A 15,040-nucleotide genomic window follows, 5' to 3' on the forward strand; every position below is an offset into this window, starting at 1 on the left:
ACGAATAACGCCAACGTCGCCCGAACACGGTTCACTTCATGTGCGTCCACACACTCACGGTGCCCCTGAACAAGGTCAACACACAGACCTAACGGAGTCCTACTAGTCCTTCATCAGGTTCAGCGTGTACGGCAGTTGTCCGCGTGGACAGCCGAAATGATCGGGTACGGTCGCCAGGACGCTGGCGTCGCCGCGTCCGGTCGGCAGGAAGGGGCGGATCCGATGACCACTGATGCTGGGCTTCCGGCTGTCAGAGAGTCTCTCCAACTGGCGCTCCTGGCCGAGCCCGCCGGCGGCGACCTGGTGGACGAACTCGCCGAGGCCGCGGTCGACCACTACGCCCTCTACTACTCCTGCCATCCCGTCTCGGTTCTGTTCCAGGAGGTCCGTGCCATGCGGGCGCTGCTGGCCGGAGCGCTTTCCCCGGGTGGGGGGAGAACGGCGACGCAGCGTCAGGTCGGCCGCTTGTCGGCTCTGCTGGGCAATGCCGCGTTCCAGTTGGAGGATTTCGCTGGCGCTCGCGCTCACCTGGGCACCGCCGCCACGTACGCGGACCGGTGCGGTGATGCGGCCCTGGCTACATGGGCGTACGGGGCGCTGAGTATGGTGGCGCGCAGCACCGGCAACCTCTCTGCCGCGCTCACCTACGCTGAACGCGGCGCTGCGGCCGCCCCTGGCGGGCTCGTCCGGGCTCAGCTGCACGCCTTGGCCCTGCTGCCCACGCTCGCTCAGCAGGGCCAAGACCGGGAGGCGACCGCTGCCCTCGAGGAAGCACTGAGGGAGCTCGAGGCCGACCCGCTCGGCGAAGCTCCGGGCCGATTCGGATTCGACGCAGCCGAGTTGTCCCTGCACCGAGCGGAGGCCTATCTCGCACTGGGCCGCACCGACAAGGCCCGCTCCCAGGCCGAAAGCTCCGCGGCGGCATGCACGACCGGCACACCGGGGTGGGCAGCCGCAACGCTCGTCCTCGCCCAGGCAGAGGCGTCCGACCAGCCATCCGACGCTGCTCAACGGGGCCTGGACGTGCTCGACCGGATGCGAGCCCAGCCGCCTGCGCTCCACCCGCACCCGGCTCAAGCGCCTGGACGGACTCCTCGCGACCCGGCCCGCCGACGGCGTTGCCGACCTTCACGACCGCCTCCGCGCTCTGCCCCCGCCGGTCGACGCCTACGGCGCCGCCTCCGCGTGAGACGCCCCTCGTCACGCCTGCCGCTACGGCTTTGACCGCTCTGCAGCCTGCTATCCCCGGCTCGGCTCAACGACCGGGAGCCGGTTGAGGCTCGCTGGGAGTCCTGTGGGAGTCCCGGTTTCTGCAATCAGTTACTGAGCGTGCGCTGTGGGTGATTGGATGGAAGCGTGGAAGAGACCACTCGTCACCCACTGGCCGTCGCGCGGATGGCTCGCGGCATGACGCAGGACGCGCTCGCAGCCGGAGTTCAAGCCGCCGCCCGCCGACGGGGCTTGCGTTCAGGGACTGACAAGGCGCGGGTGCGCAAATGGGAGCGCGGCGTGGAACCCAACGGTGAATCGCAGTCATACATCGCCGAAGCGCTCGGGCTGCCCGCGGACATCGTCCGCAGCGACGACTGGCCGACCTGGATTCCGCTGACCACGGACGGCGTGGTTCCCCTCGGCCCTGAAAGCTCCGTGCCCGCCCTTAGAGAGGCCCTGCGAACAGCGATGGAACGCCGTACCTTCCTGACGATCTCAGGCGCCGCCCTGTCCGCGCTGGCCGCGGACTGGGCCGCTGGCCCCACCGGTGCGCTCGCTCAAGCCCGCGACGGCAAACCGGTAAGCGATGACCTCATCACCTGGCTGGAGAACTCCGCCCAGCATCTCGCCGGACTGGCCACCGAGGAGCGGCAGCACACCCCCACGCTCCTTGACGCCCATCTATCCACCGTGACCAAGCTGATCGACCACGGCTGCTATACACGCGCCGTCGGACTGCGCCTGCACACCCTGGCCGCCTCCCTGTCGCAGACCGTGGCCTGGCACCGCTTCGATCTGGGCCGCCACACCTACGCCAGTCAGTACTGGATCGCCGGTCTGCACAACGCCCACGCCGCAGGCGGCCACGACATGGGCGCCGGCCTCCTGGGCGACCTCGCCTACCAGGCCGCGTGGCGCCGCGACCACACCACCGCAGCCAACATCCTCAACTACGCCCTGACCCGCGCCCAGAACCCCGCCGCGCGCTGCCTGCTCCAGCTGCGCCTCGCCCGCACCCTCGCCGCACGGGGTGGCCGGGGCGAACGCCGTGCCGTCCTGCGCGCCCTCGCCGCGGCTGAGAAACATCTCAACGACGCCGGCGCTGACCGGCCCGCCTGGTGCGCCTGGGTCTCCGATGCCGATCTCGCCGTAGATTCCGGCCAGGCGCTCCTGGACCTCGGCGACATCAACCACGCCCACCAGCTCATCAGCGAAGGCGAACGCCTGCTGCCGCCCGCCCGGGACAAGACGAAGGGCGTGTTCCTCGCCTACCGCGCCGCGAGCTACCTCGATATGAAGGAACCTGAACCCGCCGCGGCCGCCGCCACGCAGTCCCTGCTCCTGGCCCGCCGCATCGGAGCCCCCCGCTGCGTGCGCCTCGTTGACGACCTCCTCCCCCGCTTCCAGCCTTACGCCCACGCCCAGGGCGTTCCGGAACTCCTCCAGCTCGCTGCCGCCTAGCGGGAAAAGGAGAACCACTCGACATCACCTGAGCTCCCACGTTCACAGACCATGGGAACCCAGGAGGATCCCGGCGAATGCTCCCGCCATGAGGAACGGGCCGAACGGGATCGACGACTTGCGCCCGGCGCGGCGCGCGAGGATGAGACCGACGCCGTACAGCGCGCCAAACAGGTACCCAGCGAACGTCCCGACCAGGACGATCGGCCAGCCGTACCAGCCCAGGACAGCGCCCAGGACGAGGGCGAGCTTGACGTCGCCGAACCCGAAACCCTTGCTCAGCAGGAAGAGCACGAAGTAGCAGGCCCCCAGGATGAGGGAGCCGAGCAGCGCGGACGTCCAGCTGCCGCTGGCACCGGGCAGCACCTCGGCGACGCCGAGCAGCACGAGCGCGGCCGCGGCGAGCGGCAGGGTGAGCGCGTCGGGGAGCCGGTGCACCGCGAAGTCGACGGTGGCGAGCAGCACGGCGGCCGGGGCGAGCAGCAGCCAGACCATCAGCTCGGGGTGCGCTCCGGTGGCGGCTGCCAGCAGGGCGCAGACCACGGCCGTGAGCGAGGCGGCGGAGAGTGTGCTCGGCCCGTAGGTGTCACCGGCGGCGCAGCGAGCGCGCCCCAGCCAGCCGCCGCCGCTACCCGTGAGGGGATGGCCGGCCGGGCACGCCGACCGCCACGGTTCCTCGGGCGGCACGGAGAGCCGGTACGCAGGACGGGAAATGATCAGGCCCGTGCCGCAGCCCCACAGCACAGCGGCCGCGATGATCAGGATGTTCTCCACCTGCGGGAGCTTAGGTTCAGCTGTCTGAGGGCCGCTCCTGTGGGCCGTCTTGGCTGATCAGCCCTAGTTCTTCAGCGCATCGGCGACCTGGCGCACGTCGCGGCGTCCCTCGACGGCGTCGATGACCAACGCGATCGCCTCTTGGCTGCCGACCTTGACCTGGATGCCGCTGGCGTGGAGGTAGGCGTAGGCGACCTGCGCGGCGAACAGCTCGTTCGAGTGCTCGAGGGCGGGAATCCGTGCGAGGGCGTGCAGGAGGGCGGCCGCTCGGTGGTGCGCGGCCGGGTAGACGAAAGTGCCCATGACCTCGTGTCGGTGCCGGGCAACGGCGGCGGCCAGCGCCCCGTAGTCGGTGACGTCGGGGTCGCCGGGCACAAGGTTCTGCGCGATATCAAGCAGCCATCGCTCGTCGATGAGCACAACGGGCGGCATCAGGCGGCGTGGCTGCTGGGGCCGGTCCCGAAGCGGTCGGCGAAGGCCTGCCCGTGCTCCTCGACGAAGGCCCTCGCGCCCTCGAGGAACCGGGTGCGCGCAAGGTCGTCGGTCAGCCGCCGGCTCGCGTACTGATCTGGGTCCTCGTGGCCGTCGGCGGCGCGACGCTGCAGCTCCTCGTACGTCTCGTCGTCGACCTTGATGCGGATCTCCTTCGCCATGCCCCCACGGTAGCCGCGCCGGGCGCCGCGTGGGAGTGGATACCGGAAGCGAGGTCGCCGGACGACTGTGCATCAAGTGTAATCGAATCACTACTGAAAGTAGTATCTGCTCGGCAGCGCGTCCGGGTCGACCCGTCATCCTCCGGCACCAGGGCCTCGACGGTGGCGACGGCCCCGGCCACCGCCGTACGCGGCACGGCCTCCTCCACCGCCGCCCACAGTGCGGCGACATCCATGTCCGCGTCATGCTCGGCGACCAGATCCAGCTCCTCGGTGAGGATCTTCGACGCCTTCGCCAGGATCCGCGCCGCCTTCTCCAGCTGAGGCAGCATCGCCAGCCGCTCCCGCTCCGATGCCCGCCGCCCCGGTCCGGGTTCATCATCACCGCGATCGAGCAGGGCAAGCGCCCCGACGAGGTACGCCGCCAGAGCGGGCATGCCGCCAACAGCCCCGTCTTCTGGGAGTACGTGCGCAGGGCAGTGCGCTGGCACGACCCCGTCAGCCGCGGCATCGGCCTTTGAACCCATCACGGCTGATGGGCCTACTTGGGAGAGATCCAGTCGGTGCTGCTGGAGTGGTCCAGCCACTACGACCACCTGTGAGAAGTCACCAGGGATGACATCATCGCGGCCCGGGACGCCGTCACCGGCAAACAGCGCGAGAGCCGAATCGTCGCGCTGCGGTCGCTGTTCCGGCACGCGAAGAAGAACGGCCAGGTCTTCCGCAACCCCACGATCCGCATCCAGGTCCCCCGACAGACCGGTGGCGTCCTCCAAGCCCTCGTCCAGGCAGAAATCGACGAGGCCATCGCCACCGCCATCACCCCAGACATCCGGCTCATCGTCGCCCTGGCCGCCGTCCACGCGGCACGGCCGAAGATGATCCGGACGATGCAACTGAACGACGTCGACCTGGGCAACCGGCGCATCACCGTCGGCGGCCACGTCCGCCCCCTCGACGACCTCACACACCGTGCCGTGCTGGACTGGCTCGGCTATCGCCGCAACCGCTGGCCGAATACAGCCAACCCGCACCTGCTGATCACCCAGAAGACCGCCGTCGAGCTCGGCCCGGCCGGCACGCTCTGGACCACCCGAGCCACCCGCAACCTCACCGCCACCCTCGAACGGCTCCGCGTCGACCGCCAGCTCGAAGAGGCCCTCACCCACGGCGCAGACCCCCTCCACCTCGCCCTCGTCTTCGGTGTCGACGAGACGACCGCCATCCGCTACGCGGACTCAGCACGCGCGCTTCTGGGAGAGGCTGCCGAGCAGGTATCGCAGTGAAACCGGCTCGCTTTGCTCAACCTGGTGACGAGATCATGGACAGATGACGTCGACCGAACCAGCAGCCCGCGAGCTTCAGGACCGTGCCGTTCTCTGGAGCATGGGCGAGATCCGTGCAACCGATGTCGTCACTGGCGCCTGCGATGCGCTCGTCGCTGGCCTCGACAGTCCCGCCCTGCGGATGCTGGCCGCGTGCACACGCGCGGAGGCGGATTACGACGTCCCCGACCTCCTTCCCCCAGCACTCCATGAATTGGGCCTCACCTTCTACCCAGCCGGCAGCGTTGCCGGACAGGAAGCCGCCGCACGAGCACTCGCCGCCCGGACGCTGGCCGGCGCGCTGACACCACGCGAGCTGGCCTTTCGGATCCACCAGCGCTTCGGGCACGAACTGCCCTTGGTCGAACAACTTGCCAACTTGGACGACGAGTACGACATCCTCGAATACGGCGACAAGACACCGGCACAGGTCGACGCCGAAGTTCTGGCCGAAGCTCTTCGGCTCACTCAGCATCCTCGTGTTGCACCCGAACCCACGGATCCACTGACCTGAAGCACATCGGTGGACCGGTGGGTTCACACTGAAGAGACTTCGGTTTCCGTGAACCCACGGGACTCCCGGCGCCGGGCTCCTATCTCTGGCCCCAGGGGTGAAGTAACCAGCCGGTAGCTTGTCGGATCGTCATGCAGCGCCTTTCTGGCTCCGGGAGACTCGTCCCAGGCGAGGGAGGGGAACGCCGTGCGGCAGGAGTGGTCGCCCGAGGACGTGGTGGCGTGCTGGACGCTGGTGGACGGCGACTGGCCGTTGGTGGCGAACAAGAGCGGGGCGACCCGGCTCGGCTTCTGCCTGATGCTGAAGTTCTTCGAGTGACCCCCGCACCGGTACCCGGGCCGCTGGCGCACCACCGCCAGGCGGTGGATGCGACCTAGTACTCCAGTCAGATTTCGTGTCCTGAGCTGGTGGTTGTCGTTGTCCGGGTATGGAGGCGATGGCCGAAGTCGACCGGTGGCAGGGTGAGTTGGAGGCGGTGTTCGCTCGGGTGGCGGGCCGCTTTGCCCGGGTGGATCTGCGCCGGCGGATGCGGGACTATGTCCGCGGTCTGCTGGCGCCGGTGGGACGCAAGAACGGCTGGCAGTTGGCCGAGTGGGCCGGCCACCGCGACCCGGCAGGTCTGCAGCACCTGCTCAACGGCGCCCGATGGGACGCCGACGCGGTCCGGGACGATGTCCGGGCCTATGTCGCCGAACGGCTTGGCCCGGGCGGGGTGTTAATCATCGACGACACCGGCTTCATCAAGAAAGGCAGCACGTCGGCGGGGGTGGGTCGGCAGTACACCGGCACCTCGGGAAAGATCGACAACTGCCAGATCGGGGTGTTCGCCGCCTACGCCACTGGCTCGGGCAGGGCTTTGGTCGACCGAGAGCTCTACCTGCCCAAGTCCTGGACGTCGGACCGCGAGCGGTGCCGGGCGGCGAAAATCCCCGACGAGCGGGGCTTTGCCACCAAGGGGGAACTGGCCCGAGACATCGTGCGCCGCTGCGTGGCCGCCGGTCTGCCCGCCGCCTGGGTCACCGCGGACGAGGCCTACGGCCAGGACTGGCACTTCCGCCGCCTGCTCGAGCAACTCGACGTCGGTTACGTGGTCGCCGTGCCCAAGTCCCAGCAGATCAAGTCCCTGGCCGGAATCTGGCGCATCGACCAGCTCATCGACGAAGCACCCGGTGATGCCTGGCAGCGGCTGTCCTGCGGCGACGGAGCGAAGGGGCCGCGGATCTATGACTGGGCCGCGGCCAAACTGCCCGCCAACCTGATCTTCGACCCCGATCCGCCGACCCACCACCGCTGGGTGATGGCCCGCCGCAGCCTGTCCGACCCCGCCGAGGTCGCCTACTACCTCGCCTACGCACCCGTCGGCATCGAGCTCGACGAACTGGTCCGGATCGCCGGCAGCCGATGGGCGATCGAGGAATGCTTCCAGGCTGCGAAGAATGAGTGCGGCCTGGACGAGTACGAGGTCCGCCGCTACCTCGGCTGGTATCGACACATCACCCTGGCCATGCTCGCCCACGCCTTCCTGACCGCCCTCGCCGCCCAGACAGACGGTGACGCAAGGGGGGCAGCAGAAACGGATCAGCCCTCGCCCCGCTCACCGTGGCAGAGATCAGGCGCCTGCTGGACACTCTCCTGCCACATCCCCGCCCCCACCAGGACAGACGCCTCCACGCCCTGAACTGGTCCCACTGGCGCAGACGCCACAAAGCCACAGCCCGCCGCTGCCACTACCGAAAAAGAGCCAGCTCAGGACACGAAATCTGACTGGAGTACTAGTACTCCAGCAGCGTTTCGCTATCTGGCCTGGGTAGAGGCATCGTTGGGAGTGTAGTTGGCTGCTGGCACGTCAGGGGCTGTCTTGCCGGACCACCCCTCCAACGAATGACATCGTCGTCGGTAGTGACAGTGCCGGGCCACGGCCTGGCGCCTTCGCCGCCATCGCGACCAACTCAGCGCATGGATGCGAAGGGGCGGGCGGGGCCGGTGTGCAGGGCCAGTTGCCAAGGGCCGGCGGACTTCTGCCACGGTGATCGGAACCAGGGTGGAACCGTTTCTGCATCCCCCTTTGCCGCCGCCTGGGCCGCCGTGGCCGCGAGGAAGGCATGCGCGAGCATGGCCAGGGTGATGTGCCTCATCCAGCCGACGTAGCGGCGGACTTCGTACTGGTCCAGGCCGCATTCATTCTTCGCGGCCTGGAAGCATTCCTCGATCGCCCACCGGCGCCCGGCAACGCGCACGAGCCGGTCGACGTCGGTTCCCACCGGCGCGTATGCGAGGTAGTAGGCGATCTGATCGGGTCTGTTGATACTGCGCCGGGCCAGCGCCCAGCGGTGGTGGGTAGGCCGCTCACCGTCGAAGTCCTCGATCACCGGGAGCTGGACCGCCGCCCAGTCATAGACACGCAGGCCCTTGGCGCCGTCGCCGCACGAACGTTGCTCCCATGCCTCATCCGGTGCCTGGCTGAAGAGATAGTCGATCCGGCCGAAGTGGGGCACCGGCTGGGACTTCGGGACGGCGAGCACGTAGCCGACTGCGGCTTCTTCCAGCATCCGGCGAAAGCGCCACTCCTGGCCGTAGGCGGCATCCGCGGTCACCCAGGCGATCGGCAGCGGGGAGGCGAGTGCGCGCAGCACCATGGCCCTGGCCAGTTCTGGTTTGGTGGCGAAGACCCTCTCATCAGGAATCTTGGCGGCGCGGCAGCGTTGGCGGTCGTCCGTCCAGGACTTGGGCAGATATAGCTCGCGGTCCACCAAGGCGCGTCCGCGGGAAGTGGCGTAGGCGGCGAAGACTCCGATCTGACAGTTCTCGGTGCGGCCGGCGGTGCCGGAGTACTGGCGCTGCACGCCCGCGGAGGTGGTGCCTTTTTTGACGAAGCCAGTGTCGTCGAGAATGAGGACTCCGTCGGCCTCGCCGAGCTTGTCGGCGACGTATGTCTGCAGGTCGTCGCGGACATCGTCGGCGTTCCAGGTGGCTCCGTTCAGTAGCCGTTGCAGGCCGTCGGGGGTGCGGTGGCCTGCGTGTTCGGCCAGCTGCCAGCCGTTTTTGCGGCCGACCGGGCCGAGCAGGGCGCGGACGTAGTCACGCATGCGGCGTCGCAGGTCGGCACGGCCGAAACGGTGGCCGATGCGCAGGAAGAGGTCGTCGAGTTCACGGTCCCAGGTCGCGTCGGCAAGGTCGTCGATCACGCGGGGAGGCTGCCCTCATCACCGCGCAGACAGTTCTCGATGTCATTCGTTGGAGGGGTGGTCCGGCAAGACAGCCCCTGACGTGCCAGCAGCCAACTACACTCCCGACGATGCCTCTACCCAGGCCAGATAGCGAAACGCTGCTGGAGTACTAGCCGCCGAAGGAGCCCAAGGTGCCGTCCGACATCAAGCAGCTCACCGCCGGCCGACAACTGACCGGGCTCCGCCAGGTCCTGGACTGCACCGCAACGGACCGCGCTCCGGCAGGGCCCTGGTGCTCCGGGTGAGCCGCCGGCCTGGCTCATGCTCCTGTGCCCCGCCCACTCCCAGGCCCTGCCCGGGTGGCCCGGGATCACGGCCGACGCAGACGGGCTGCGACTGTCCTGTGGGTCCGTCCTGGACTACCGGTCGGCCGAGCAGCTGCTCCAGTCGCACGCTGACCTGTGGCTGACGCCCCTGACCGGGGTGGATCCGAAGACGCACGCCGGTGTCTGGCCCGAGGTCCTGGACCAAGCGGACCGCGTACTGGGCGCCCGTCTGGGCGAAGACGCCGCCGACGGTGGAGACGAGACGCTGCAGAGTATAGCGCTGATGCTCGAGATGGCCTCCCGAATCGCGGCCGAGGGCGACCTGTACCAGGCGACGGTTCCCCTGGCGTATTGCGAGACCCTCGCCCAGCGTCTGTAGGCTCCGGTCTCCTATCTCTGACCCACGGTGCAAGGTAGAGCCACGTCTTACGGGGACTCAGGCCGGGGAGGACAGCCGCCGCGGCGGCCACTCGTCGTCGGCGAGCGCCGCGGCTATGGCCTGCTGGCGCAACCGACGCAATCGCTCACCAGTGGCTCGATGCTCCTCGAAGCGCTCGCGTCGTTCCTCCGTGGGGAAGAGCATCGGCAGCCCGACGTCCAGGAGGAAGTCGGGACAGGGGCCGGCCAGCGGGAGCGGGTCGAAGACGGCCAGCAGGGTCCCGTGGTCGTTGACGAGCGGGACGCCGCTGGCGTACCCGCTGTCTCCCACACTCCAGCCGACAGTGACGCGGGTGCGGAACATGTCGACGGCCTGGGTGATGGCTCGATCGATCCCGGGCAGCCGGGCGGAGTGCCGGGCCAGGGCCGCCCGGTCCGGGTCGGAGCGCGCCGTACGTTCGGCGAGCGCGGCCTCCTGCCGGGCGTACCCCCGCCGCTCGGCACGTTCCTGCTCCTCCTGTGCCGCGCGCTGCTGCTTTTCCTCATCTCCCAGCTTCTTGGCCTCCGCCAGTACGCACTTGGGATAGGCCCACAGCCACGTCACGGGTCGGACCACGTGACGCTGCGGCGTGCGTGGAGCGTGCGAGACGAGTCGCGAGGTGAGGACCCTGCCCACGAACTCGGAGAGCGGTATGGACGGCTCGGGGTCCCAGTAGGCCCCGGTGAACCGTGCCATGGGCTCGACGGCGACCAGGTCCTCGCCCTGCCGGGCCAGCCGCACCGAGGGAACGGCGCCCAGCCAGGGAATCCGGCTGCGGTCACTGAACCAGTAGGCCCGTACGCCGTCAGCCCCCATCCGCTGCGTACGGGCACGAATCTCGGCTGCGGTGGTGCTCGGCAACTGCGCCTCCAGGGCGACACACCGGCTGTTGGCCGTGGAGGCGAGGACGCCCGCCCGCCAACGACCGTCCGGCCCGCTCACCTCCAGCTCGGCCATCCATCCGGCCGCGCGGGCCGCCTGAGCAAGCTCCAGCTTGAGCAGGTGGTGGGCCATGGACTCCTCCGCCAGCGTGCACGTCGGAGCCCCAGGCGCATGGGCGAAGAACCGCAGGCCCAGGGGCGACACCTTGGCAAGCATCCCGTGGCCACACTCCCGGCACGCCAGGGGGACCGGCGGCCGCACCCGGTGGATCGCACTCCAGTCCCAGCCGCAGCCGAGATTCGGCAGGGAGGCTTCCAGACGGCCCCGCTCCGCGTGTACGGCAGTGAAACTCACAGCGCTCCCCCCACGTCATGGCGTCGCCCGCCCATCGTCTCGGCCGGGTCTGACACGGCGGTAGGGGCGATCAAGGCCGCCGGGGTGCGTCCTAGCGGCGGCGGTACCGTCCGGTGGCTGGGCGCAGCAGCCGCAGCGCGTCCCGGACGACGTCCCGGGCCAGCAGGTAGAGCCCGTGGGCGGCCCCGATCCCGGCCCCGGCCGTGGCCAGGTGCTCGGGGGTCAGCAGGTGGTGAATCGTCGTCATGCGCCGTCTCCAGTCGCGTCGGAATGGTCCACCCCTTCCGAGGCGACTGCGGCTCTTGGACAGGAGCGCAGCGCATGAGTACGAGTTGATGCCGGGTGGCTTCCTTCCAGGATTCCAGGAGGTGTCCGCAGGTTGGTAACCGGCACCGAGGGCGCCGACGCCTCGCACGCGGCCGCCTGGCACAGCGCACGTGGCTCTACCTTGCACCGTGGGGCAGAAATAGGAGACCGGAGCCTAGTCGCGACCCGACGGCGGCGCGCTCCAGCTGGGACATGCCGCGGCGCCACGAGAACCGGCCGGGGCGGGTGAGCTATACAGTCCGGCATGAGCATCCTCGACACGTCCATAGCCCTGGCCTCGGCAGCGTTCACCGGCGCTGCGGCCTACGGCGCATGGAAGGCCTCCAGCGAGGCGAACAAGGCGGCCTGGAACGCGAACGAGACGGCGGCCGCCGTCGCACAGATCGAACGGGACCGCTGGCACAAAGAGCTGAGGCCACAACTGAGGATCTAGCTCCAGACTGATCCCCATGAGGTGCTGTACGTCCGCTTCGACGGCCCGGCCACACTCGGCAAACTCGCCGTCGCCTTGAAAGTCCGGGACGACTTTGACCGCTCTCAGCTTCCCTACCTGGCGGGTACGCCGACACCCGAGGAGACAGAGCAAGTCATCTGGGGGCCGTACCGATTCCGGCCCCGGGTCGATGACGCGGACGAGCTGGGCCGGTCGGTCCCGGCCTTCCCGCTTCTCCCCGGCGACCGCCGGCGACTTGCCCTCGACGCGTCCCTCCGGCCCCCCCCCGGTATCGAGGTGACGACCGGGAGCAGCGTTGGCGCGACGAGTACCGCTCGGCCCCCATTCGCCTGTGGGCGGAGTGCACCGCCCCGGGCCACAAGCCCTGGAAGCTCGCCTTCGCGGTGCCGCAGGACAGTAGCTGGGCGCTGGGCGGCGACTGATGGCGGGTGGGGTGACGGCCGGTGGCTGTCGGGGGCCTTCGCCGGCCAATGCAGTTGCTTTAGAACGTGTCCTACGTGGTGAGGCGGACGTCCCGGACCGCGTCGGCGTTCGTCCGGGCGCCGTTGAGCATGTGCGGCAGATCGGCCGGGTCGCGGTGCCGGTGCACTCGGCCGACTGCCAGCCGTTCTTGCGTCCCACCGGCGCCAGCAGACTGCGGACGCAGTCAGCCCTCACAGAATTCAGGCGGAAGTCAATCGAATGTCCATTCTTGGTTCACATCCCAGGCGTCGTCGGGCGCCTTGGTGCAGTCCCATATTTGCAGGAAAGCTAGCGGTCGAGGCGGCCTCGGAAAATTAGGGTTGCTGGCATCAAGGCACCGTCCGCTGTTTTTGGAGACCACGTGCGCCCCAGTAGTAGTGCCGAAAAACCCTTCGACCCTCCACTGATTTCCCGGCGAATCGCAGTCGGCGAGAACGACTAGACTTCCGTTTCCCCTGCCTGTCGGATGCGCGCATAGGTTGCTATTGAACCATCGGATTTTATAGTAAGCGCCATACTGTCCGTCGAAGTGGAAGATGCCTTCGTGGCTCGCCCATGTTTCCTCGCGCGTTTCCAGCCAAATGCGTCGACCCCTGAGGCAAGTCACATTCTCGTGACACAGGGCACCGATTACGGATGCGTCGAGACCGGACCCAACGTTGGTCAAAAAGGTCTCCGACGAACCCGCGGCGCTAGCCTGATTGGAGGTGAGCAAAGCGAGCTGAGCGAGGATGAGAATGAGCACTCTCGAAAGAACGATCCCCCTTGACTTCATCATGCTCCGTCTCCCTAAGAGATGGTTGCATCGAAGAATTCGACTATGTCAGGCCCAGGAAAGACGCCTCCATACCCTTAGGAGTATGTGGATGGCCTTCACAACCGCTATCGGGCGTTCTACGCTGTCCCTAGTCGATTTCAGCTCGCACCTGACCCCCGGACAAGTGGGCTAATAATGGCCATCTTAGGAGTGCATAGCCAATCAGGCGAATCGATCTCACGCGCGGGACGTACGTACGGTTACCGGTCAGTGTGGCTGACCAGCCTTGCCCACTGGACCTGTCCAAGGACGCGGCCCACCGGCCGCGCAGCAAGCGCACAGAGTGATCTTCCGGCCGCCATCGGCGGCGAATACGCGACACGTCAACATGCGCTCCTACCAGTTCCGAGGCCGTGTCCCTTGAGTGCCGGCCTTCCGGCCCGGCGGGTGCTCTTCGGCTTTGAGGTCGGATTGTGGGCCCAGCGGCCAGGTTGGACGGTGCCCTGTCTGGCGCGGGTCCTCAGCACGGGCCAGCGGTTCGGCTTCTTGATCGCGCGTGGGCAGTCCCGGCTGCGGCGGGCTGGGAGGAGGCGGCTGCGGGCCTCCCGTTCGGCCTCGGCGAACGAGCGGGTGAGCTTGGCGGTGGTCGCTCCGCGCTGAGACGGGATGCTGCGGCGGATGATGGGGACGCAGTTCAGGTAGGAGACGCGGTCGGCGTCCACTGAGGGGCGTGCGAGCGCTGCCCTGTGGGCGAACTGGCGGATTGCGTGGTGGACGGCGAGGTAGGCCCACAGTTCCCGGCGGACGCCCTCCGGGTTGCGTGACCTGATCGGTCCACCAGGGCCGAGGTGGTTCTTGATCTCGTCGAAGGCCAGCTCGATCTCCCAACGTTCCCGGTAGAGCGCGACCAGCTCGGATGCCGGGTACTGCTCAGGGTCCAGCAACGTCGTGCCCAGGTAGGCGACCTTGTCGTCCTTCTCGAAGGCGATGACGCGGTAAATCACGTGCCGGGGCAGCGTCCGGCCTTCCCTCGCGGCTCGGAGCCGGACTTCCTTGCCCGGTCGCGCCATCGACATGTACGAGCCGTCCGGAAGTTCTTCTTGGGCGGTGCCGAGGTGGTTGGACTGGAGCCTGACCAGTAGCTCCGCGCCTGCCATGGTGAAGACGTGCGAGAACTCGACCGACCAAAAGCCGCGGTCGGCGATGACCAGGTCACCGGGGCCGGTGGAGTCGGCCAGCGGGTAGGCGAGGCTGCGTTCGCCGTCACGGTAACCGCCAAGGCGGGCATCGAGGACTCCGTGCGTTCCGATCTCGGCGAGGACCACCGCCCTGACTTGGGGGAACCCGAAGGGGACACCGCCGGTGGTGGAGGGGCCGTCGAAGGCGTCGCCGTTGCTCGTTGAATCCGGAAGATCGAACTGGGTGCCGTCCAGGGCGAGGAGCCGCAGCCCCCGCCACCACGCTCCGGGCGTGTCCGCGGTGGCTAGCGGGCCGGCTACCTGGCGGAACACGGTCTCCAGCACGTCCTCCCCGAGCCGAGCGCGAGCCCGGCATAACGACGAACGATTCACCAGCGCGAGGGCCCGGCTGCCCGGGATGCCGCTGGTCAGCAGCCGTAGCACCTCCTCGTACGACTCCCGGGCGAACAGGCACAGGGCCAGGACGAAGTACACGACCAGCCGAGCCGACAGGAGTCGCCGCCGCCGCTCGGCTCGGTCGTGCTTGGCTATCGCCGCGTCCACCAGCTCGGCGGTGAATACCTTCGTCAGGATCCCGATCCGCACCCGCTGGCCCGCACCCCACCCCGTCACACACAGGGCAACGATCTCCTCAACTCAAAGGCAACTGCATTGGCCTTCGCCGGCCCCCGGACCCCCGATTCCGCGGCACCGACCGGCGCGGCAAGGAGGAGGGGAGTGCGGCCCGTGCACCGTCGCCGTCAGCGGCGGGGCGG

16 protein-coding genes are annotated in these 15,040 nt (G+C 68.5%); 8 read left to right on the forward strand and 8 right to left on the reverse strand.

Annotated elements, in window-relative coordinates; genetic code table 11:
- Nucleotides 1–102: 102 nt before the first annotated feature.
- Nucleotides 103–528, reverse strand: a complete 426-nt coding sequence (locus LZ604_RS33680; RefSeq protein WP_234519900.1) for a hypothetical protein — start codon at nucleotides 526–528, stop codon at nucleotides 103–105.
- Between the two features lie 828 nt (nucleotides 529–1,356).
- Between LZ604_RS33680 and LZ604_RS33685 the strand changes: the two genes are divergently transcribed.
- Nucleotides 1,357–2,673: an NsdA family TPR-like regulatory protein gene (locus LZ604_RS33685; RefSeq protein ID WP_486388722.1), complete on the forward strand. Its 1,317-nt coding sequence runs from the start codon at nucleotides 1,357–1,359 to the stop codon at nucleotides 2,671–2,673.
- Nucleotides 2,674–2,715: 42 nt separating this feature from the next.
- Here the strand turns inward: LZ604_RS33685 and LZ604_RS33690 are convergent, their stop codons facing one another.
- The 3 genes from LZ604_RS33690 to LZ604_RS33700 form a co-directional block, all read right to left on the reverse strand.
- On the reverse strand, nucleotides 2,716–3,447 hold the full coding sequence (locus LZ604_RS33690; RefSeq protein WP_234519901.1) for a prepilin peptidase: 732 nt from the start codon (nucleotides 3,445–3,447) through the stop codon (nucleotides 2,716–2,718).
- Between the two features lie 63 nt (nucleotides 3,448–3,510).
- Nucleotides 3,511–3,879, reverse strand: a complete 369-nt coding sequence (locus LZ604_RS33695) for a fic family toxin-antitoxin system, toxin component (protein ID WP_234519902.1) — start codon at nucleotides 3,877–3,879, stop codon at nucleotides 3,511–3,513.
- Nucleotides 3,879–4,100, reverse strand: a complete 222-nt coding sequence (locus LZ604_RS33700; RefSeq protein ID WP_234519903.1) for a hypothetical protein — start codon at nucleotides 4,098–4,100, stop codon at nucleotides 3,879–3,881. Before LZ604_RS33700 ends, LZ604_RS33695 begins: the two co-directional genes overlap by 1 nt.
- Nucleotides 4,101–4,345: 245 nt before the next feature.
- Between LZ604_RS33700 and LZ604_RS33705 the strand changes: the two genes are divergently transcribed.
- From LZ604_RS33705 to LZ604_RS33720, 5 genes are all read left to right on the forward strand, one after another.
- Nucleotides 4,346–4,621 carry a hypothetical protein gene (locus LZ604_RS33705; protein ID WP_234519904.1) on the forward strand — a complete coding sequence of 92 codons (276 nt, stop codon included), beginning with the start codon at nucleotides 4,346–4,348 and terminating at the stop codon, nucleotides 4,619–4,621.
- A 369-nt stretch (nucleotides 4,622–4,990) separates the two neighbouring features.
- Nucleotides 4,991–5,386: a hypothetical protein gene (locus tag LZ604_RS33710; RefSeq protein WP_234519905.1), complete on the forward strand. Its 396-nt coding sequence runs from the start codon at nucleotides 4,991–4,993 to the stop codon at nucleotides 5,384–5,386.
- A 43-nt stretch (nucleotides 5,387–5,429) separates the two neighbouring features.
- Nucleotides 5,430–5,939 (forward strand): hypothetical protein, encoded by a 510-nt coding sequence (locus tag LZ604_RS33715; protein ID WP_234519907.1) that lies wholly within the window; start codon nucleotides 5,430–5,432, stop codon nucleotides 5,937–5,939.
- 186 nt (nucleotides 5,940–6,125) lie between these two features.
- Nucleotides 6,126–6,257 (forward strand): hypothetical protein, encoded by a 132-nt coding sequence (locus tag LZ604_RS35895; RefSeq protein ID WP_267972169.1) that lies wholly within the window; start codon nucleotides 6,126–6,128, stop codon nucleotides 6,255–6,257.
- A 118-nt stretch (nucleotides 6,258–6,375) separates the two neighbouring features.
- Nucleotides 6,376–7,617, forward strand: a complete 1,242-nt coding sequence (locus LZ604_RS33720) for an IS701 family transposase (protein ID WP_234519909.1) — start codon at nucleotides 6,376–6,378, stop codon at nucleotides 7,615–7,617.
- A 271-nt stretch (nucleotides 7,618–7,888) separates the two neighbouring features.
- Here LZ604_RS33720 and LZ604_RS33725 read toward each other — a convergent pair whose 3' ends face one another.
- Complete coding sequence (locus tag LZ604_RS33725; RefSeq protein WP_372482260.1) at nucleotides 7,889–9,124, reverse strand: IS701 family transposase; 1,236 nt, start codon at nucleotides 9,122–9,124, stop codon at nucleotides 7,889–7,891.
- 303 nt (nucleotides 9,125–9,427) lie between these two features.
- Between LZ604_RS33725 and LZ604_RS33730 the strand changes: the two genes are divergently transcribed.
- Nucleotides 9,428–9,811 carry a hypothetical protein gene (locus tag LZ604_RS33730; RefSeq protein ID WP_234519911.1) on the forward strand — a complete coding sequence of 128 codons (384 nt, stop codon included), beginning with the start codon at nucleotides 9,428–9,430 and terminating at the stop codon, nucleotides 9,809–9,811.
- A 57-nt stretch (nucleotides 9,812–9,868) separates the two neighbouring features.
- Here the strand turns inward: LZ604_RS33730 and LZ604_RS33735 are convergent, their stop codons facing one another.
- Nucleotides 9,869–11,086: a competence protein CoiA family protein gene (locus LZ604_RS33735; protein ID WP_234519912.1), complete on the reverse strand. Its 1,218-nt coding sequence runs from the start codon at nucleotides 11,084–11,086 to the stop codon at nucleotides 9,869–9,871.
- Nucleotides 11,087–11,177: 91 nt separating this feature from the next.
- Nucleotides 11,178–11,333 (reverse strand): hypothetical protein, encoded by a 156-nt coding sequence (locus LZ604_RS33740; protein WP_234519914.1) that lies wholly within the window; start codon nucleotides 11,331–11,333, stop codon nucleotides 11,178–11,180.
- Nucleotides 11,334–11,657: 324 nt separating this feature from the next.
- On the opposite strand from LZ604_RS33740, the gene LZ604_RS33745 reads away from it, so the two are divergent.
- On the forward strand, nucleotides 11,658–11,846 hold the full coding sequence (locus tag LZ604_RS33745; protein ID WP_234519915.1) for a hypothetical protein: 189 nt from the start codon (nucleotides 11,658–11,660) through the stop codon (nucleotides 11,844–11,846).
- A 1,623-nt stretch (nucleotides 11,847–13,469) separates the two neighbouring features.
- On the opposite strand, the gene LZ604_RS33750 is transcribed toward LZ604_RS33745, so the two are convergent.
- Nucleotides 13,470–14,870 carry an IS4 family transposase gene (locus LZ604_RS33750; RefSeq protein WP_234519916.1) on the reverse strand — a complete coding sequence of 467 codons (1,401 nt, stop codon included), beginning with the start codon at nucleotides 14,868–14,870 and terminating at the stop codon, nucleotides 13,470–13,472.
- Nucleotides 14,871–15,040: the final 170 nt, after the last annotated feature.

Origin of the sequence: Streptomyces glomeratus, assembly GCF_021462825.1 — a bacterium.
Classification (GTDB): Bacteria; Actinomycetota; Actinomycetes; order Streptomycetales; family Streptomycetaceae; genus Streptomyces; species Streptomyces glomeratus.